The organism is Nocardia sp. PLKS1-43, from assembly GCF_059510335.1.
On record NZ_JCAJZQ010000006.1, the window covers coordinates 56322 to 79252 of the forward strand.

General features: G+C 69.6%; 1 protein-coding gene (only partly in view). It reads right to left on the reverse strand.

Going from position 1 to position 22931, the window contains the following annotated elements; translation table 11 throughout:
* On the reverse strand, positions 1 to 22931 hold the 3' portion of the coding sequence (locus AC5WS7_RS22340; RefSeq protein WP_495956511.1) for a non-ribosomal peptide synthase/polyketide synthase. 27370 nt of this gene lie beyond the right edge of the window; the window shows 22931 of its 50301 coding nt (coding positions 27371-50301); the start codon falls outside the window, past its right edge; the stop codon is at positions 1 to 3.

Here is a 22931-nt window from a genome sequence, read left to right on the forward strand (position 1 = left end):
TCAGTCGGTGATCACCACCTGGACCTCCTCGCTCGCCGCCTCGGTGGAGTCCGCGGATGTGGCGAACCAGTGGGTGACCTCGGCGTCGGCCAGGTCGTCGGCGATGTCCGCGCCGGTCGGCAGGACCGACAGGGCGCCCGCGGTGGCCGAGGCCAGGAATTCGGCCAGGGCCGCGGTGCCCGCGGTGGCGACGGTGAACGTCGTCGACTCGTAATCGATGCCGTTGTCCTCGCGCAGGGCTTCGGCGTGGTCGAGGGCCTGCTCCTGGGTCAGGATCAGCCAGGTGCCGTCGACCCGCCGGGCGATGAGGGCCGGATGGTCCTCGTGCAGCGGGCGCAGGCGATCGGCGTAGGAGACCGGATGCGCCGGGGCCGCGGCGATTTCCGCCTGCACCTTCGGATCGGTCGGCACCAGCCAGCGCACCGACTTCGCCGCGGGCTCCAGCGTGATGCCGAATCCCGCTCCCGCCGAGACGATCTCGCCGAAGGACAGCCCGTCGGCGAACAACGCCGCCGCACCGGCCTTCTGCACCGCCCACAGCGCGACCACCGCTTCGATCGAACGCGGCAGCGCCACCGCGACGATCTCGCCGGGGCCCACGCCGCGGTCGATCAGCACCCGCGCCAACTGCGAGGACCGCGAATCGACCACCTGATAACCGATTTCGGACTCGCCGGCCAGCACCGCCGGCGCCTGCGGATCCTCCTCGACGACCGCGCCCAACGTCGCGGCCACGGTGCGCGCACCGACCCGCGCGGAGGCGGGTTCGGTTGCCGCACCGCCGGATTCGACGAGGATTCGGGCGCGTTCGGCGGCGTCGAGGATATCGATGTCGGCCACCAGCGCGTCCGGATCGCCGATCAGCGCCTCGAGCACCCGGTCCAGCCGCGCGGCCAGGGTACGCACCTCGGCCGCACTGAACCGGCTGGTCAGGTACTCCAGATTCACCGCGATCGTGGTGTCGGCGGTCACCGTGATGGTCAGCGGATAGTGCGTACCACCCTTGAAATCGATACCCGTCACCGCGACGCCGTCGATGGAGCTGGCGGCGGCGATGGCCTCCCGGTCGACCGGATAGGACTCGAAGACGATCAGCGAGTCGAACTGCGCACCGAGTCCGGCCACCCGCAGGATGTCGGGCAGCCCGACGTAGTGGTGGTCCATCAGCGCGGCCTGCTCGCCCTGCAGCCCGGTCAGCAGATCGGCGACCGTGCGGCGATCGTCGACCCGCACCCGCACGGGCAGGGTGTTGATGAACAGGCCGACCATCGACTCGATACCGGGCAGTTCCGCCGGACGTCCGGACACGGTCGCGCCGAACACCACGTCACCGCGGCCGGTCAGGCGACCGACCAGCAGACCCCAGGATGCCTGCACCAGCGTGTTCGCGGTGATCCCGAGATCGGCGCAGAACTTGCTCAGGCGCTGGGTCCGCTCGGCGTCGAGCTCGATGCCCACGTGCTCGATATCGAAACTCTCGACCGACTTCGGCTGCGGGGCGATCAGGGTCGGCTCGTCCACACCGGCCAGCGCCCGCGCCCACGCCTGCAGCGACTCCTCGCGGTCGCGCACCGACAGCCAGGCCAGGAAGTCCCGGTAGGAGGCCACGTGCGGCAGCACACTCGCATCACCGTGCACCGCGTACAGCACCAGCAGATCCCGCATCAGCAGCGGCATCGACCAGCCGTCGAACAGGATGTGGTGGGCGGTGATCGACAGCCGCCACTGCTGGGCCCGCGGCTCACCGTCCGCGTCGAGCTTGTACAGCGCGAACCGGATCAGCGGCGGCGCCGCCATATCGAACTGCACGGCGCGATCGGCGGCCAGCCGGCGTGCCAGCTCCGCCTCCCGGCGCTCGATCGGCAGATCGGTGAGATCCGTTTCGTGCCAAGGCAGTTCGACGCGTTCCTGGACGATCTGCACCGGTTTGCCGTCGGCATCGGTGGTGAAGGCGACCCGGAGGTTCTCGTAGCGATCCGCCAGGGCCTGCGCGGCGGCGTGCAACCGGCCGGCGTCCAGCGTGCCGGTGAAGTCCAGCCGCGCCTGCTGGCTGTAGATGTCCATGGTGGCCTCGGACATCATCGCGTGGAAGAACAGACCGGACTGCAGCGGCGAGAGCGGCCACACCTCGGTCATCGCGGGATAGGTCTGCTCCCACGCCCGCTGATCGGCCGGACCGACCTCTACCAGCGGACCGGTCGGCAGTTCGAGTTCGCCGCCGCCGAGCACAGCGCCCGCGGCGATCCCGGCGATGGTGCGCCGCTCGAACACCTCGCGAGCACTGAATGCCACACCGCGCGCCTTGGACCGCGACACCAGCTGGATCGACAGGATGCTGTTACCGCCGATGCCGAAGAAGTCGTCGTCGACGCCGATATCCTCGCGCCCGAGCACGTCGGCGAACACCTCGGCCACGATCTGCTCGGTCGGCGTGGACGGAGCCCGGTACGGCGTCGACTCGAATTCGGGTTCGGGCAACGCCTTTCGATCCAGCTTGCCGTTGACGTTCAACGGCAGCGCGTCGAGCACCACGAACGCCGCGGGCACCATGTACGAGGGCAGATTCGCCGACAGCTCCGAACGCACCTGCGCCACATCCAGATCCGCGTCCGAGGTGACCAGATAGGCGACCAGCCGGTCACCCAGGCGCGGATCGGACTTGGCCAGCACCGCGGCCTGGTTGACCTGCGGCAGGGCCAGCAGCGCCGCCTCGATCTCACCGAGCTCGATCCGGAAGCCACGGATCTTCACCTGGAAGTCGGTGCGGCCCCGGTAATCCAGCTCGCCGTCGGCGTTCCAGACCGCGAGGTCGCCGGTGCGGTACATCCGCTCACCAACGGCGAACGGATTGGCCACGAAGCGGTCCGCGGTCAGATCCGGACGGGCGAAATAGCCGCGCGCCAGCTGCGCACCGGCCAGATACAGCTCGCCGGGCACCCCGGCGGGCACCGGCCGCAACCGTGAATCCAGCACGTACACCTGGGAATTCCACTCCGGCACACCGATCGGCACCGAGACCAGATCGGCCTCGCCGACCCGGTGGCTGGTGATCGACACGGCCGCCTCGGTGGGGCCGTACGTATTGAACAGCCCGGCCGCGTTGCCCGTGCGGAACCGCTGCGCCAGCGGGCCCGGCAGCGCCTCGCCGATCGCCAACACTCGCCGCAGTGAATCCGGCAGTGTCCCACCGGATTCGGTCAGCAGCGCGTCGAGCATCGAGGGCACCGCGTGCAACGTGGTCACCGACTCGCGCGACATCAGCGCGTTCAGGTATTCCGGATCCTGATGACCGTCCGCCGTGGCGATGACCAACCGGCCGCCGCGGACCGCCGCGGTCCAGAACTCCCAGACCGACAGGTCGAAGGTGGCGGCGGTCTTCAACAGCACCGAGTCCTGCGCGTCGAGGCCGAATTCCGCGGTCTCCCAAAGCAACTGGTTCACGATGGCCGCGTGCGGCACCGCCACGCCCTTCGGGCGGCCGGTGGAACCCGAGGTGAAGATGACGTACGCGGTGTTCTCCGGACGCAGCGCACCGAGCCGCTCGGCATCGGTGATCGGCGCGTAGTCCTCGTGCCGCTCCGCATCGATCCGCACGACCGGCGCGATCGTGGTCTCGAACGCGGTCTCGGCGTTGGTCAGCACACAGACCGGGGCCGCGGTGTCGAGGATGTAATCGGTGCGTTCGGCGGCCTGATCCGGATCCACCGGCACATACGCACCGCCGGCGGTCGCCACGGCGTACATGGCCACGACCAGATCCACCGAGCGGCGCAGCGCGAGCGCGACCCGCGCCTCGGGGCCCACGCCGAGTGAGATCAGCTGACGCGCAAGGCGATTCACCCGGGCGCCGAGTTCGGCATAGGTGATCGTGCTGCCGTCGGGGCCGACCAGCGCCACCGCCCCCGGGGTGCCCGACACGGTGCGCTCGAGCAGCGACACCAGGGTCGCCGAGCGGTCGGTGTCGTGCGCGGTCGCGTTGCGGTCCGTCACCAGTTCGGTGACCTCGCCCGCGTCCAGGTAGTCCAGATCGCCCACGGACTTGTCCGGCGCGGCGACGATCTCGCCGAGCAGCCGCACGAACCGGTCCGCGAACGTCTGCGCCGTCTCGCGGTCGAACAGATCGGTCGCATAGGTGAGGTCACCGGCGATGCCGAGCGGCGTGCCCGACTCGTCGTACCCGTCGCCCACGATCAGATGCAGGTCGAACTGGGAGATCTCGACGTCCACATCGAGTCCGGACACGGCCAGGCCGGGCAGTTCCAGACTGACGCGCGCCAGGTTCTGGAACGACATGCCGACCTGGAACAGCGGATGCCGCGCGGTGGACCGCTCCGGATTGAGCACCTCCACCAAGCGCTCGAACGGCACGTCCGCGTGTGCGAACGCCTGGATGTCCGACTCCCGCTGCCTGACGAGCAGATCGGTGAACGACGCGCCCGGCTCGACCTGGGTGCGGAACACCAGCGTATTGACGAACATGCCGATCATGTCGTCCAGCGCGGCCTCACCGCGACCCGCGATCGGGGTGCCGATCGCGATGTCCTCGGTACCCGACAACCGCGCCAGCAGCACCGCCAGCGCGGTGTGCACGACCATGAACAGCGTCGCACCCTGCTCGCGCGCCACATTCACCAATGCGGCGTGAGTGTCCGCGTCGATCCGCAGACTCACCGTGCCGCCGGTGTAGGACTGCACCGCCGGACGCGGCCGGTCCGCGGGCAGATCCAGCTGATCGGGCAGATCCGCCAGCGCCCCGCGCCAGTAGGCGATCTGCTTGGCGGCCAACGATTCCGGATCGTCCTCGGAGCCCAGCACCGCGCGTTGCCAGATGCTGTAGTCCGCGTACTGCGCGGCCAGCGGCTCCCAGTCCGGGGCCACGCCCGCGGAGCGAGCGGCGTAAGCGGTCATCAGATCCCGCGTCAACGGTCCCATCGACGAGCCGTCGCCGGAGATGTGGTGCACGACCATCGCCAGCACGTATTCGCCGGTACCGTCGGCTCCCGCCGCGGACACCTCGAACACGGCCACCCGCAACGGCACCTCGGCGGTCACGTCGAACGAGGTGGAGAAGAACTCCAGCACCGCCGATTCGACCGAATCCGCACTCGTCACCCGCACGTCCAGCGCCGGAATCGCCTGCACCGCAGGCAGGATCACCTGCACCGGGCCCTGATCGGTCTCCGGGTACACCGTCCGCAGCACCTCGTGCCGGGACACCAGATCGCCGATCGCCGCCCGCAGCGCGGGAATGTCCAGCGCACCGGTCAACCGCACTGCCATCGGCACGTTGTACGCGGTGGACTGCGGGTCGAACCGGTTCAGGAACCACATCCGCTGCTGCGCGAGCGACAGCGGAATCCGTTCCGGCCGTTCGAGACTGCCGATCTCGACCCGGTCACCGCGGCTGGACGCCGACACCGCCTCCGCGAGCCCGGCCACCGTCGGCGACTCGAACAGCGAACGCACCGTGACCGTGGTGTCCAGCGCCGCGCCGATGCGCGCGGTGACCTGGGTCGCGATCAGCGAGTTACCGCCGAGGGCGAAGAAATCGTCGTCCGCGCCGACCCGGTCCACGCCGAGCACCGAGGCGAACACGCCCGCCACGACCTCTTCGATCGGGGTGCGCGGCGCGCGGAACTGCGTCTCGGCCTCGAACACCGGTTCCGGCAGGGCGCGCCGGTCCAGCTTGCCCACCGGGGTCAGCGGGACGCGGTCGATCACCATGATCGACGCGGGCACCATATAGGCCGGCAGGCGTTCCCGCAGGTGCGCGGTCAGCGCACCGACGTCGATCGAATGCTCCGGCGCCGGAACGACATACGACACCAGCGCGGTCGAACCCGCCGCACCGCGGTGGCCGAGGGTGACCGCGAAGCCGACCGTCTCGTCCGCGGTGAGGGCGGCGTCGATCTCACCCAGTTCGATGCGGAAACCGCGCACCTTCACCTGGAAGTCGGACCGGCCGACGTACTCCACCGAACCGGCCGCGGTCCACCGCACCACGTCGCCGGTGCGGTAAAGGCGCCCGCCGGGCACGTACGGATCGGCCACGAACCGCTGCGCGGTCAGGGCGTTGCGCGCGTGGTAGCCCCGCGCGAGCTGGATACCCGACAGGTACAGCTCACCCGCGACGCCCACCGGCACCGGGCGCAACCGCTCGTCCAGGACCAGCAGGCGCATACCGCGGATCGGGCCGCCGAGGGCGACCGGCTGCTGCGGCGCGAGCGCCCCGAGGGTGACCGCGATCGTGGTCTCGGTGGGCCCGTAGACGTTGTGCATCCGGCGCACCGTCCCGTCCGCCAGCGGAACGACCCACTTGGCGACCAGATCCGCGGGCACCGCCTCACCGCCCGCGGTCAGCACCCGCAGGCTGTCCAGCCCGGCCGGGTCGACCGTGGACAACGCGGCCGGGGTGATGAACGCGTGCGTGACGCCCTCGGCGCGGATCAGCTCGGCCAGTTCCGCACCGCCGTAGACGCCCGGCGGGACGATGACCAACCGGCCACCCGCACCGACGGCCAGCAGCAGCTCCAGAATCGACGCGTCGAAGCTCGGCGAGGCGAAATGCAGTGCCCGCGTTTCGGAATCGAGTCCGTACAGCTCCAGCTGCTCGTCGCGGAAGTTGGCCAGGCCCGCGTGGGTGACCATGACGCCCTTGGGGACGCCGGTGGAACCGGAGGTGTAGATGACGTAGGCCGGATGCGCCGGGACCAGCGCCCGCACTCGATCCGCGTCGGTCACCGCCGCCGAGTCGAATGCCGCGGTGTCCAGCTCGTCGAGTACCAGCCACTGCACCGAATCGGGCAGCTGCGCGTGCACCGACGCCACGGTCAGGCCGACCCGGGCCCCGGAATCGGTGAGCATGTGCGCGATGCGGTCGGCCGGATAGGTCGGGTCGATCGGCACGAACGCCGCACCCGACTTGGTCACCGACCACTCCGCCAGATAGGAGTCCAGCGAACGCGGCACCGCGACGGCCACCAGATCCTCGGCCCCGAGGCCGCGTTCGATCAGCAAGCGCGCCAACCGGTTCGACCGCTCGTCCAGCTCGGCGTAGGACAGACTCCGGCCCCACGACGCACCCGCGACGGGTGCGTACCCCTCGACCACCGCGATCGCCTGCGGATCGCGCGCCGCGGCCTCGGCCAGCAACTCCGGCAGCGTGCGCGGCGCGGTGGCCGGCAGGCCGGTGCGCGAGATCAGATCCGCGCGCTCGCTGTCCTCGATGAGCTCGAGGTCGCCGATCGAGGTGTCCGGACGCCGCACTATCTGGCGCAGCAACCGGACGAAGCGCGCCGCGATCACCTCGACCGATTCCTGATCGAACAGGTCGCGGGCGAAGGAGAACTGCGCCGAGATCCCCGAATCGTCGGTCGACTCACGCAGCGTCAGCGACAGGTCGAACTTCTCGATGCCGGAATCGAATTCGACCCCGGCGACCCGCAGTCCGGGCAGTTCGAAGGTCGTCTCGGGCATGTTCTCGAACGACAGCGCCACCTGGAACAGCGGGTTGCGCGCGGTGGAACGCTCCGGCGTGAGCAGCTCCACCAGCCGCTCGAACGGAATGTCCGCGTGCGCGAACGCCTGCAGATCGACCTCGCGGGCCTCGGCCAGCAGTTCGAGGAAGCTGCGCTGGGCGCTGACCTCGGTCCGCAACACCAGGGTGTTGACGAACATGCCGATCAGATCGTCGAGTTCGGCCTCGCCGCGTCCCGCGATGGGCGTGCCGACGGCGATGTCCTCGGTACCGCTGAGTTTGGCCAGCAGCACCGCCAGCGCGGCATGCACGACCATGAACAGCGTGGTGTTCTGCTCGCGGGCGATCTCCCGCAACGCGTCGTGCACCTGCGCATCGATCGGGAACAGCACGTGTCCGCCGCGATACGACGGCACCGCCGGGCGCAGTCGATCCACCGGCAGGTTCAGCTCGTCGGGCAGATCGGCCAGCGCGGTCCGCCAGTACTCGGCCTGCGCCGACAGCACACTGTCCGGCTCGTCCTCCGAGCCGAGCACCGCACGCTGCCACACGCTGAAGTCCGCGTACTGCACCGGCAGCGGAGTCCAGGCCGGCGCCTCACCGGCCGCGCGGGCCGCGTAGGCCAGCATCAGATCGCGGGTCAGCGGGCCCATCGACCAGCCGTCCGCGGTGATGTGGTGCGCGACGAACACGAGCACGTATTCCGCGCTCTGTCCATCGGGCACGACCGGGGGGCCTGCGTGGTTACGCTCCGCTGCCGCCTCCGGCCCTGACCCGGTCGTGCCGGCCGCTGTGTCCGGACGCAGCAGCCGAGCCCGCAGCGGGACCTCGCTGGTCACGTCGAACGGGGTGGTAACCAGTTCGAGCACGGTGTCCTGCACCGCGTCCGGCCGCACCGGTACCGGCGTGAGATCCGGAACAGCCTGTGCCACAGGCAGAATCACCTGCTGGGCGAGACCGTCGCGCTCCGGGTAGACGGTGCGCAGCACCTCGTGCCGCTCCACCAGATCGCGCACCGCGGCCTGCAGCGCGTCCACGTCGACGTTCCCGGACAGCCGGACCGCGGCGGGCACGTGGTAGGCGGTCGAGGTCGGGTCGAACCGGTTCAGGAACCACATCCGCTGCTGCGCCAGCGACAGCGGAACCTGGTCGGGCCGAACGACTTCGGTCAGCGCGGGCCGGGTGGCATCCGAACCGGCGTACTGCGCCACCCGCGCGGCCAGTTCGGCCACGCTGGAACGTTCGAACAGCTCCCGCACCGACACCCGCGTCTGCAGGGCGGTGCCCAGTCGCGCGGTGACCTGCGTCGCGATCAGCGAGTTACCGCCGAGGGAGAAGAAGTCGTCGTCCGCGCCGACCCGGTCCACGCCGAGCACCTCGGCGAACACACCGGCCACGATCTCCTCGATCGGCGTGGACGGCGCACGGAACTCGCGGTGCGCGAACTCCGGCTCCGGCAACGCCTTTCGATCCAGCTTGCCGCTGGTGTTCAGCGGGAATGCCGCCAGCTCGACGACCGCGGCGGGAATCATGTAGGCGGGCAACGATTCCGACGCGGCGGCCAGCAGTTCGCGCTGGTCGATCGACTGTCCGGGCGCGGGAACGGTGTAGGCGACCAGCTGGTCGCCCAGGTCCGAGGACAGCACCAGCACCACGGCCTGGCTCACCGACGGGTGCGCCAGCAGCGCCGATTCGATCTCGCCGAGTTCGATGCGCTGACCGCGGAACTTCACCTGGAAGTCGGTGCGGCCGATGTAATCCAGCACCGGCGTGCCGTCGGTGACGCGCCACGACACCAGGTCACCCGTGCGGTACATCCGTGCGCCGTCGCTCGCGAACGGGTCGGCCACGAACCGGTCCGAGGTCAGGTCCGGGCGCGCCACGTAGCCGCGCGCGAGCTGGTCACCGGCGAGATACAGCTCGCCGGCCACCCCGGCCGGAACCGGCCGCAGCCGCGAATCCAGTACGTACACCTGCGAATTCCACTGCGGCACGCCGATCGGCACGCTCAGCCGGTCTTCCCGCGTCGCGGGCCAGTAGGTGATCGAGACCGCGGCCTCGGTCGGACCGTACAGGTTGTGCACCGTCGCGTCGGAGACCGAACGCATGGCCGCGACGGTCTGCGGCGGCAACGCCTCACCGATGACGAAGACGTCGCGCAACGTCGGCACCGCACCGGCCCGGGTGTGCGCCGCGAACACCGTCAGCATGGACGGAACGAAGTCGGTGACCGTGACACCTTGTGCGGCAATGGTTTCCGCGAGGTATTCCGGATCCCGATGACCGTCGTGGGTGGCGACGACCAGTTTCGCACCGGCCCGCAGCGGCATGAAGTAGCCCCACAGCGAGACGTCGAACGTCGTCGCGGTCTTCTGGAAGTAGACGTCGCCCGGACCCATCGGGTACTCGGCCAGCATCCAGGTGATCTGGTTGTGGATCGCAGCGTGCGATACCGCGACGCCCTTCGGGCGGCCCGTCGAACCAGAGGTGAAGATCACGTACGCCGGATTCTCCGGACGCACCGGACCCTCCAACTCGCCCGGCCCCAACGGCGCGACATCGAAACCATCGAGGTCGATGGTCTCCAGGTCGAACACCTCGACACCCTCGGGCACCGGCACCGCATCAGCCGCACGAGTCAGCACACACACCGGCTGCGCGGTCTCGAGCACATGCGCGATCCGCTCCGCCGGATGATCCGGATCCAACGGCACATACGCACCACCCGCAGCAACCACCGCATACATACTCACAACCAGATCGACCGAACGACGAATCGACAACGCGACAAGCGACTCCGGACCCACACCAGCCCAAACCAACCGACGCGCAAGCAGATTCACCCGCTCATCGAACTCCCGATACGTCAACTCCTCACCCTCGAACACCACAGCCACCCGATCCGGATACGCGGCCACCGCACGGCGATAGCCATCCAGCAGCAGCTCCGGCGCGACCTCGTGCCGAGTGTCGTTCCAGCGCACCAGGATTCGGTCGCGTTCGGCGGCGTCGAGCAGTTCGATCTCGCCCACGCGCCGATCCGGCCGGTCCACCAGGACGTCCAGCACCCGCAGCAGGCGCGCGGACAGTTCCCGGACCTGATCCTCGGTGAAGTGGCTGACCAGGTACTTCATCGCGAGCACGACGGTCGCCTCGGCGCTCACCATCACCGTCATCGGGTAATGGGTGTCGTCGTACATGCCCGCGCCGGTCACCGACATGCCGTCGATGGAACTGGTCGCCTCGATCGCGTCCTTGTCCACCGGATACGACTCGAACACCACGAGCGAGTCGAACCCGATGCCGGTACCGGCCACTCGCTGGATATCGGTCAGGCCCACGTAGTGGTGATCGAGCAGATCGGCCTGCTCGGCCTGCAGACCGGACAGCAACTGCCCCACCGACGTCTCGTCGTCGACCCGCACCCGCACCGGCAGGGTGTTGATGAACAGGCCGACCATCGATTCGACGCCCGGCAGTTCCGCCGGACGGCCCGAGACCGTCGCGCCGAACACCACGTCGTCCTGGCCGGTCATCCGGCTCAGCAGCACACCCCACGCCGCTTGGATCAGCGTGTTGACGGTGATGCCCAGCTCGGCGCAGTACCGCTTGATCCGCTCGGTCCGCTCGGCGTCGATCTCGGTGACCTGACGCCCGATCTCGTAGGTCTGCTCCTCGACCACGACCTGCGGCGCGAGCAGCGACGGCTCCTCGACCCCGGCCAGCGCGGCCTGCCAGGCGCGCAGCGACGCGTCCCGATCGCGACCGGCCAGCCAGGCCAGGTAGTTCCGGTAGGGCGCGACGCGCGGCAGCACGCTCGCGTCACCGCGCACCGCGTACAGCATCAGCAGATCCCGCAGCAGCGGCGGCATCGACCAGCCGTCCAGCAGGATGTGGTGCGTGGTGATGACGATCTGCCATTCCTGCGCGTCGGTGCGATACAGCGTGAAGCGCAGCAGCGGCGGCGCGGACAGATCGAAGTGCTCGGCCCGGTCGGCGGCCATCAGCCGCTTCAGCTCGGTTTCACGTTGTGCCGCAGGCACACCGGTGAGATCCACCTCGCGCCACGGCGCTTCGACCTTGTCCAGCACGACCTGCACCGAGCGGCCGTCGGCAGCGGTGACGAAGGCGGTGCGCAGGTTCGGGTACCGCACGAGGATGCCCTGTGCGGCCGCGCGCAGCCGCGAGATGTCGACCGTGCCACGCAGCCCGACGGTGGACTGCACGGTGTAGACGTCGACGCCGCTCTGCGCGAACAGCGCGTGGAACAGCAGACCCGATTGCAGCGTGGACAACGGCCACACGTCGATCATCGCCGGGTAGTCCCGTTCCCACACCGCGATATCGGCCTGGGTCGCGGGCACCAGCGGCAGATCCGACGGGGTCAGGCCACCGGCGTCCGGGCGGCGCGAGTGCCGCGCCAGCGCGGTCAGCGCCTCGACCCACAGATCGGCGAACTCCTGCACCTGCTCCCGGTCCAGCAGACCGGTCGGGTAGGTGAACGACGCGCCCAAGCGCAGGCCCTGGTCGCCGTCGGTGACGATCGCGTTGATGTCGACCGCGCCGTTGGCGGGCATATCGGCGTCCTGGCCGACCGACAGGTCGCCCAGATCGTCCACCGGCACCCAGCCCAGCTCGGCCAGGCCCTCGGGCACGTCGCCCGCGGAGATCCGGCCCAGGTAGTTGAAGCTGATCTGGCCGGGATCGCCCAGCTGCGAAGCGGTTTCGGGGTTCAGCCGACGCAGCATGCCGTAGCCGAGGCCCTTGTCGGGCACGGCCAGCAACTGCTCCTTGACCGCCTTGACCACCGCACCCAGCGCCGGTCCACCGGCGAACGCCTCGTCCAGATCGGCGCCGGCCGGATCCAACCGCACCGGATAGGCGGTGGTGAACCAGCCGACAGTGCGCGACAGGTCCGCACCCGGCACGACGTCCTCTTCGCGGCCGTGTCCCTCGACCCGGATCAGCGAGGCGTCGCCCGCACGCGGGCGCCATCGCGCGACGGCCAGGGCCAGCGCCGAGAGCAGTCCGTCGTTCACGCCGCCGTGGTACAGCCCCGGCAGGGTGGTCAGCACGGCCTCGGTGACGTCGGCGGGCACGCTGACGCGCACCTGGTCCACGGTCGCGTTGGTGTCCACGGCCGGATCGAACGGCCGCGAGCCCAGTTGCGGGTCCGGGGTCGACGAAACCCGTTGCCAGAACGGCAGTTCCGCCAGACGCTCGGAATCGGTCGCGGCCTCGGCGAGTGCGTGCGCCCAGCGCCGCATCGAGGTGCCGTTGGCGGGCAGGGCCACCGGCTGCCCGGCCGCCAGCTGCGACCAGGCCATCGCGAAGTCCGGGAGCAGGATGCGCCAGGACACGCCGTCGACGACGAAGTGATGACCGACGATCAGCAGCGCGTCACGTCGTGCGGTGCCCGCCTCGGCGGCGAACCACACGAACTGCATCATGGCCGCGTTCGCCGGATCCAGGCGACCCAGTGCCGCATCGAGTTCGGTTGTCGCCAACCGGTTCAGCGCCTCGGAATCGATGTCACCGGGCACCTCGACGCGATGCAGCAGTGCGTCGACATCGACCGCGCCGGGTTCGAGCGCCTCGAAGACCCAGCCGGACTCGACGTCGCCGCGCAGCCGCGAGCGCAGCACATCGTGGTGCTCGAAGACCGCGCCGATCGTCGCGACCAGCGTCTGCCGGTCGATGCCCTCGGGCAGGCGCACCGTCATCGACTGCGAGAACCGCTCGTACGACGAGCCGCTGGCGAGCAACTGCCGCATGATCGGGGTCAGCGGGATCTCGCCGACGCCGCCGCCGGGCAGCTCCGCCAGCCGCTTGCGCTCGGAAGCGTCACCGCGCGTGGCGACTTCGGCCAGCGATGCCACGGTGCGCCGTTCGAACACGTCGCGCGGGGAGAACACTACGCCGCGTGCCTTGGTCCGCGACACCAGCTGGATGGACAGGATCGAGTCGCCGCCCAGGGCGAAGAACGAATCGTCCACGCCCACCTGGTCGACGCCGAGCACGTCCGCGAACACCTCGGCGATGATCGTCTCGATCTCGCCCACCGGTGCGCGGAACTCCCTCGGCGCGAGTTCGGGTTCGGGCAGCGCCTTGCGATCCAGCTTGCCCACCGGCGTCAGCGGGATCTCGTCGAGCACCACGATCGCCGAGGGGACCATGTGCGGCGGAAGCGTCTTCGCCACATGGGCGCTCACGTCGGCCGGATCGACCGCCCGGCCCGCGACGCCCAGTACGTAGGCCACCAGAATCGTTGCGCCGGCCGCGGTTTCGCGGCCCATGGTGAAGGCGAACTCGACGTCCGGGTGGGTGCCGAGCACCGCGTCGATCTCACCCAGTTCGATGCGGAAGCCGCGGATCTTCACCTGGAAGTCCGAGCGGCCGACGTAGTCCAGCTCCCAGCGGACCGACGGCAACGCCTCGTTACCGGCGCGCTCGCCCGGTTCGGCGAACCAGCGCACCACGTCACCGGTGCGGTACATGCGCGCACCGGGCGCGCCGAAGGGGTTGGGCACGAACCGTTCCGCGGTCAGATCCGGCCGGTTCCGGTAGCCGCGGGCCACGCCCGCGCCCGCCAGATACAGCTCACCCGCGACACCCGGCGGCACCGGATGCAACCGCGAATCCAGCACCAGCGCCGACATGCCGTGCACCGGCTCGCCGATGGTGACGTGGCGGCCGGGGAACAGCCGCGCGTACGAGGAGATGATCGTGGTCTCGGTCGGGCCGTAGGCGTTGAAGTACCTGCGGCCGGGCTGCCACTTGGCGAGCAGTTCCGGCGTCGTGACGTCGCCGCCGACCGAGGCGACCAGCAGCTGTTCTTGCCCGGCCGGATCCACGGTGCCCAGTACGGCAGGAGTGATGATGGTGTGCGTGACCTGCTCGGTCCGCATCAGCTCGGCCAGATCCGGGCCGCCGATGACGTGCGCCGGCGCGATCACCAGCGTCGCGCCGGTGGAGAAGGCGCACAGCCACTCCAGCACCGACGGGTCGAAGCTCGGCGAACAGATGTGCAGCATCCGGTGCTGCGATTCCAGCTGGTAGTGCCCCACCGCGACATCGACCAGACCGCCGAGGCCCGCGTGCGTCACCGTGACGCCCTTGGGCCGCCCGGTCGAACCGGAGGTGTAGATCACGTACGCCGGATGCCGCATCCGCAGCGGCGTGAGCCGGTCGGCGTCGGTGACCGGCTCGGCCGATCGTGCGGCGCACAGTTCTTCGGTCGACGGGTCGTCCAGGACCAGCCAGTCCACCTCGCCGGACAGGTCGCCCACCTGCGCCGAACCCGTGATGCCCAGTACCGCACCGGAATCTGTGAGCATGTGCGCGACCCGGTCCTCGGGATAGTTCGGGTCCACCGGTACGTGCGCGCCGCCGGCCTTGGTGACCGCGAGCACGGCGAGCACCATCTCGTAGGAGCGCGGGAAGGCAACGGCGACAAGCTTTTCCGGGCCGACGCCGCGATCGATCAGCACCCGCGCCAGGCGCGAGGACCGCTCGTCGAGCTCACCGTAGGTGATCGAGCGTCCCTCGTAGCGCACCGCCACCCGGTCCCGGCCCAGCTCGACGCCGCGGCTCAGCAGATCCGGCAGCAGGCCCGTGGCCATGACGTCGTCACCGTGCACGTGAGTGAGCAGCTCGAATTCCGGCGCGGTCAGCAGCGACACGTCACCGATCGCGGCGCCCGGATCGGCGGCCAGCACGCCCAGCAGGCGCACGAACCGGCGGGCCAGCACCTCGACCGTGGCGTCGTCGAAAAGGTCGCGCGCGAAGGAGAATTCGGCCTGCATACCGGAATCGTCGTGCGACTCCCGCATGGTCAGCGACAGATCGAACTTCTCGATGCCGGACTCGAACTCGACCGCGCCGACCCGCAGGCCGGGCAGCTCGAAGGCGGTCTCGGGCATGTTCTCGAAGGACAGCGCGACCTGGAACAGCGGGTTGCGCACCGTGGACCGCTCCGGCGAGAGCATTTCCACCAGGCGCTCGAACGGGATGTCCGCGTGCGCGAACGCCTGCAGGTCGGTCTCCCTGGCCTGTGCGAGCAGGTCGGCGAAGCTCGATTCCGCCCGCACGTCGGTCCGCAGGACCAGTGTGTTGACGAACATGCCGACCACGTTGTCCAGCTCGGCCCGGCCGCGTCCGGCGACCGGGGTGCCGACCGCGATGTCCTCGGTTCCGGACAGCTTGGCCAGGAACGTCGCGAGCGCGGCGTGCACGACCATGAACAGCGTCGTGTGCTGCTCGCGGGCCACGCGCTGGAGTGCGGCGTGCAGATCGGCGTCGATCGCGAACGGCACCCGGCCGCCCCGATAGGTCGGCACGCCCGGACGCGGCCGGTCCACCGGCAGATTCAGCTCGTCGGGCAGGCCCGCGAGCGCGCCGCGCCAGTACTCGGCCTGGGCGGCCAGCACGCTGTTCGGATCGTCCTCCGCGCCCAGCGCCTCGCGCTGCCACACGCTGAAGTCCGCGTACTGCACCGGCAGCGGCGCCCACGCGGGGGCCTCGCCGGTGCTGCGGGATGCGTAGGCGAGCATCACGTCACGGGTCAGCGGGCCCATCGACCAGCCGTCCGCGGTGATGTGGTGCGCCACGACCACCAGGACGTGTTCGGGCGTGGCGTCTTCGGTGTCCACGCGCAGCAACCGAACCCGCAGCGGCACTTCGGCACTGGCGTCGAAGCCCGCGGTGACCAGTCCGACGACGGTCTCCCGCAACGCTTCCGGCCGCACCACGATCGGTTCCAGGTCCGGAACCGCCTGTGCCACAGGCAGAATCACCTGGTGCGGCCGGCCGTCACGTTCCGGGTAGATCGTGCGCAGCACCTCGTGCCGCTCGATGACGTCGCGCACCGCGGCCCGCAGCGCCGAGGTGTCCAGCTCGCCGGTCAACCGCACCGCGACGGGCACGTGATAGGCCGCGGACTGCTGGTCGAACCGGTTCAGGAACCACATCCGCTGCTGTGCCAGCGACAACGGCACCAGCTCCGGCCGCGGCCGGGCGACCAGCGCCGGAAGCTCGGCGGCGGCGGAGTCCTGCTCGACCTTGACCGCCAGACCCGCCACCGTCGAGGACTCGAAGATCGCGCGCACCGGCACCTGCGCCTCCAGCGCCGCGCCGATGCGCGCGGTCACCTGGGTGGCCAGCAGCGAGTTGCCGCCGAGGGCGAAGAAGTCGTCGTCGACGCCGATCCGCTCGACACCGAGCACGTCGGCGAACACGCCCGCCACGATCTCCTCGATCGGCGTGGAGGGCGCGCGGAAGGCCGCGGCCTCGAACTCCGGTTCCGGCAGCGCCTTGCGGTCGAGTTTGCCGTTCGCGTTGAGCGGCAGCACATCCAGTACGACGAATGCCGAGGGCACCATGTACGAGGGCAGTTGCGCGACCAGGTGGGCACGCAGCGCCTCGAGATCGACACTTCCGCCAGCGGGCACCACATAGGCGACCAGTCGTTCACCGGCGCGTTCGTCGGAATGCACGATCGCGACGGCCTGTGCGACGGAATCGGTTGCGGTGAGCGCGGATTCGATCTCGCCGAGTTCGATGCGCTGACCGCGCAGCTTGACCTGGAAGTCGGTGCGCCCCAGGTAGACGATCGCGCCGCCGCTCGTGTGCCGGACCAGGTCGCCCGTGCGGTACATCCGGGAACCGTTGTCCCCGAACGGGTTCGCCACGAACCGGTCGGCGGTCAGATCAGCGCGGCCGAGGTAACCACGCGCCACCTGGTCGCCCGCCAGGTACAGCTCACCCGCGACGCCCACCGGCACCGGGTGCAGCCGCGAATCCAGCACGTACGCCTGGGCATTCCACACCGGCGAGCCGATCGGCACCGCGGTGCGCACATCCTCGGCGACCGGTGCGTAGGTCGCGTGCACGGTGAATTCGGTCGGACCGTACAGGTTGTGCAGCCGCGCGGCCACGCCGAGCCGGCCGAACGCCGCCACGGTGTCGGGCGTGAGCGCCTCGCCCGCGACGAACAGGATGCGCAGCGCCTCGAGCGCCGGTGCGGACACGGTGTCGGCGAACACCCGCAGCATCGAGGGCACGAACGAGGTCATGGTGACCCGCTCGGCCGCGATCACCTCGGCCAGGTACCGCGGGTCGCGGTGACCGTCCGGGCTCGCGATCACCATGCGCGCGCCGACGGCCAAGGGAGCGAACAACTCCCATACCGACACGTCGAACGTCGCGGGGGTCTTGAACAGCACCACGTCGTCCGGGCCGATGCCGTATTCGCCGGTGATCCAGGCGATCTGGTTCGCCACGGCCGATGCGGGCACCGTGACGCCCTTCGGGCGGCCCGTCGAACCAGAGGTGAAGATCACGTACGCCGGATTCTCCGGACGCACCGGACCCTCCAACTCGCCCGGCCCCAACGGCGCGACATCGAAACCATCGAGGTCGATGGTCTCCAGGTCGAACACCTCGACACCCTCGGGCACCGGCACCGCATCAGCCGCACGAGTCAGCACACACACCGGCTGCGCGGTCTCGAGCACATGCGCGATCCGCTCCGCCGGATGATCCGGATCCAACGGCACATACGCACCACCCGCAGCAACCACCGCATACATACTCACAACCAGATCGACCGAACGACGAATCGACAACGCGACAAGCGACTCCGGACCCACACCAGCCCAAACCAACCGACGCGCAAGCAGATTCACCCGCTCATCGAACTCCCGATACGTCAACTCCTCACCCTCGAACACCACAGCCACCCGATCCGGATACGCGGCCACCGCACGGCGATAGCCATCCAGCAGCGAGGCCGACTCGATCGGATGCCGAGTGTCGTTCCACTCGCGCAGGATCAATGCGCGCTCGGACTCGTCGACGAGTTCGAATTCACCGGCGGGGGTGGCCGGCGCGGCGACGACCTCACCGAGCAGACGCAGGAACCGCGCCGCGAAACCCTCGACCGTCGCGGCGTCGAACAGATCCGTCGCGTAGGTGAAGTAGCCGTCGATACCGTTCGGCTGACCTGCTTCGTCGTAGCCATCGGCCAGGAACAGGTGCAGGTCGAACTGCGAGATCTCGGTATCGACCTCGATGCCGGACAGTGTCAGACCTGGCAGTTCCAGATTCGTCACACCCATGTTCTGGAAGGACAGACCCACCTGGAACAGCGGATGCCGAGCGGTCGAGCGGACCGGGTTCAGCGTCTCGACCAGACGCTCGAACGGGACGTCGGCATTGGCGAACGCCTGAATGTCGTTCTCGCGCTGGGTTTCCAGCAGCTCGGCGAACGTCGTCCCGGCCTCGACCCGGGTCCGGAACACCAGCGTGTTGACGAACATGCCGATCATGTCGTCCAGCGCGGCCTCACCACGACCCGCCACCGGCGTACCGATCGCGATGTCCTCGGTACCCGACAACCGCGCCAGCAACACCGCCAACGCGGTATGCACGACCATGAACAACGTCGCACCCTGCTCGCGCGCCAGATCGGCCAGCGCACGGTGCAATTCGGCGTCGATCCGCAGCGCGGCCTTGCGACCGGCGAAGGACTGCACCGCCGGACGCGGCCGGTCCGCCGGCAGATCCAGCTGATCGGGCAGATCCGCCAGCGCCCGCGTCCAGTACGCGGTCTGCTTGGACAGCAACGATTCCGGATCGTCCTCGCTGCCCAGCAGCGCCCGCTGCCAGATGCTGAAGTCCGCGTACTGGACCTCGAGCGGGGCCCAGCCCGGGGCGTGGCCGGTGGACCGGGCCGCGTAGGCCGTCATCAGATCGCGCGTCATCGGGGCCATCGAGGAGCCGTCACCGGAGATGTGGTGCACCACCATCGCCAGCACGTACTCGCCCGCACCGGCCTCGAACAACGTCACCCGCAACGGCACCTCGGCCGTCACATCGAAGGTGGCCGAGAAGAATTCGAGCAGCAACGCCTCGATCTCGCCGGCCTGCACGCGGCGCACCGCCAGTTCGGGCACCGACTGCCCCGGCGGCAGGATCACCTGCACCGGACCGGACTCGGTCTCGGGGTAGACCGTGCGCAGCACCTCGTGCCGGGCCACCACGTCGGCCACGGCCTCGCTCAGTGCGGCGACGTCGAGTTCGCCGGTGAGGCGGACCGCGATCGGCACGTTGTAGGCCGCGGACTGCTGGTCGAACCGGTTCAGGAACCACATCCGCTGCTGCGCCAGCGACAGCGGGATCCGCTCCGGACGCTCGGCCGCCCGCAGTGCGGGACGGCCGCCGGTGCGCTGCTCGACCCCGGTCGCCAGGGCCTCGACCGTGGAGTTCTCGAAGACCGTGCGCACCGGAACGCGCGCGTCCAGGGCAGTGCCCAGGCGCGCGGCCACCTGCGTGGCCAGCAGCGAGTTGCCGCCGAGCGCGAAGAAGTCGTCGTCCAGGCCGATCCGCTCGACGCCGAGCACATCGGCGAACACGCCCGCGACGATCTGCTCGATCGGCGTCGTCGGAGCGCGGAACTCGGTCGTCTCGAACTCCGGTTCCGGCAACGCTTTTCGATCCAGCTTGCCGCTGACGTTCAACGGGAACTCGGACAGCACGACGAATGCCGCGGGCACCATGTACGAGGGCAGGCTCGCCGCGAGCGCGGACTTGATCTCCGCGACATCCAGCGCGCCGTCGGCCGGGATCAGGTAGGCGACCAGGGTGTCGCCGAGGCGCTGATCCGCACGCGCCACCACCGCGGCGCGGGCGACCTGCGGCAGCGTCAGCAGGGCCGCCTCGATCTCACCCAGCTCGATCCGGAAACCACGGATCTTCACCTGGAAGTCGGTACGCCCTCGGTAGTCCAGCTCACCGTCGGCGTTCCACACCACCAGGTCGCCGGTGCGGTACATCCGCTCACCGTTACCGAACGGGTTCGCCACGAACCGGTCCGCGGTCAGGTCAGCGCGGCCCAGATAGCCGCGGGCGAGCTGCACACCGGCCAGATACAGTTCACCGGCCACCCCGTCCGGCACCGGACGCAGCCGCGAATCCAGCACGTAGACACGGGAATTCCACTCCGGCACGCCGATCGGCACGGAGGTCGAGTCGGCCTCGGTGACCTCGTGGTTGGTGATCGACACCGCCGCTTCGGTCGGACCGTAGACGTTGAACAGCCCGGAGGCGTTGGCCCGCAGGAATCGCTGCGCCACCGACCCCGGCAACGCCTCACCGATCGCCAGCACCCGCCGCAGCGAAGGCGAGAGCGCGTCGGCCGATTCGGTCAGCAGGCCGTCCAGCATCGAGGGCACGGTGCCCAGGGTGGTCACGCCCTCGCGGGCCATCAGCTCGTTCATATAGGCCGCGTCGCGGTGCCCGCCGGGCGCGGCGATCACCAGGCGGCCGCCGGTCAGCGCACCGGCCCAGAATTCCCACGTCGAGACGTCGAAGGTGGCCGCGGTCTGCAGCAGCATCACATCGTTCTCGTCGATGCCGAATTCGGCGACCTCCCAGAGCATCTGGTTCACGATCGCGCCGTGCGAGACGGCCACGCCCTTGGGGCGGCCGGTCGAACCGGAGGTGAAGATGACGTACGCGGTGTTGTCCGGGCGCAGTCGTGCGGTCCGCTCGCCGGCGGCGATCGGGGCGTCCGGGAGCGCCGAAAGGTCCAGCTCATCGATGCGGACCACGGGCGCGACCTCGGTATCGAACGCGGTCTCGGCATTGGTCAGCACACAGACCGGCGCCGCGGTCTCGAGGATGTAGCCGGTGCGGTCCGCGGGCTGATCCGGGCCCAGCGGCACGTACGCACCACCGGCGGTCACCACCGCGTACATGGCCACGACCAGATCCACCGAACGGTCGAAGGCCAGCGCAACCCGTGACTCCGGGCCGACACCGAGCGAGATCAGATGCCGCGCAAGACGGTTCACTCGGCGATCCAGCTCGTCGAAGGTGATCCGGCCGCCGTCCGGGCCGACCAGGGCCACCGCGCCGGAGCGGGCGCCCAGGGTCGCGGCCAGCAGCGAGGCCAGGGTCGCGGAGAAGTCCAGCGCGTGATCGGTCGCGTTGCGCTGCACCAAGATTCGGCTGCGCTCGGCGCCGTCGAGCAGATCGATGTCGCCCACCGCGACACCGGGATCCGCGGTGATCTGACCCAGCACCCGCACGAAGCGATCGACGAAGCCCTGCACCGTGGCGTGGTCGAACAGATCGGTGGAGTAGGTCAGATAGCCGCTGATGCCCTGGGACGCACCGGATTCGCCGTAGGCATCCGCGACGATCAGGTTGAGATCGAACTGGGACTGCCGGGTATCGAGTTCGAGTGCCGAGACGGTCAGGCCGGGCAGTTCCAGTCCGGTCCGAGCCAGGTTCTGGAACGACAGACCGACCTGGAACAGCGGGTGCCGAGCGGTCGAGCGGACCGGGTTGAGCACCTCGACCAGCCGCTCGAACGGCACGTCGGCATGCGCGAAGGCCGCGATATCGGTTTCCCGCTGCCGCGCGAGCAGATCGGTGAACGATTCGCTCGGATCGACCCGCGTCCGGAACACCAGCGTGTTCACGAACATGCCGATCATGTCGTCCAGTGCCGCCTCGCCACGACCCGCCATCGGCGTACCGATCGCGATGTCGTCGGTGCCGGACAGGCGGGCCAGCAGCACCGCGAACGCGGTGTGCACGACCATGAACAGCGTCGCGCCCTCGGTGCGCGCCAGATCAGCCAGCGCACCGTGGATCTCGGCATCGATCCGCACCTCGACGCGATCGCCCGCGAAGGTCTGCGCGGGCGGTCGCGGCCGATCCGAGGGCAGATCGAGCTGATCGGGCAGACCCGCCAGCGCGGTACGCCAGTAACCGATCTGCTTGGCCGCCAACGATTCCGGATCGTCATCCGAGCCCAGCAACTCACGCTGCCAGATGCTGTAATCCGCGTACTGCACGGGCAGCGGCGCCCAGCCGGGACGCTCACCCGCGGCGCGAGCGACGTACGCCGACATCAGATCCCGCGTCAGCGGGCCGATGGACGACCCGTCACCCGAGATGTGGTGCACCACCATCGCCAGCACGTACTCCGCCGGATCCGCACCGGTGACCTCGAACAGCGCGACGCGCAAAGGCACCTCGGCGGTGACGTCGAAAGTCGTCGAGATCATCCCGACCATGGCGGTCTCGATCTCGCCGGCGGCGACCGTGGCGATCTCCAGCTCCGGCACTGCCTGTCCGACCGGCAGAATCAACTGCACCGGACCCGCGTCCGCGGTTTCCGGGTACACCGTGCGCAGCACCTCGTGGCGCGCGACCAGGTCGCCGATCGCCGCCCGCAGCGCCTCCACGTTCACCACGCCGCGCAAACGCACGGCCATCGGCACGTTATAGGCGGCGGAGGACTGGTCGAAACGGTTCAGGAACCACATCCGCTGCTGCGCCAGTGATAGCGGAATCCGTTCCGGCCGTGGTCCGGCCACCAGTTCCCGGTGGCCGGAACCCGCCTGCCGCTCGACCCGCGCGGCGAGCGTCCCCACGGACGAGG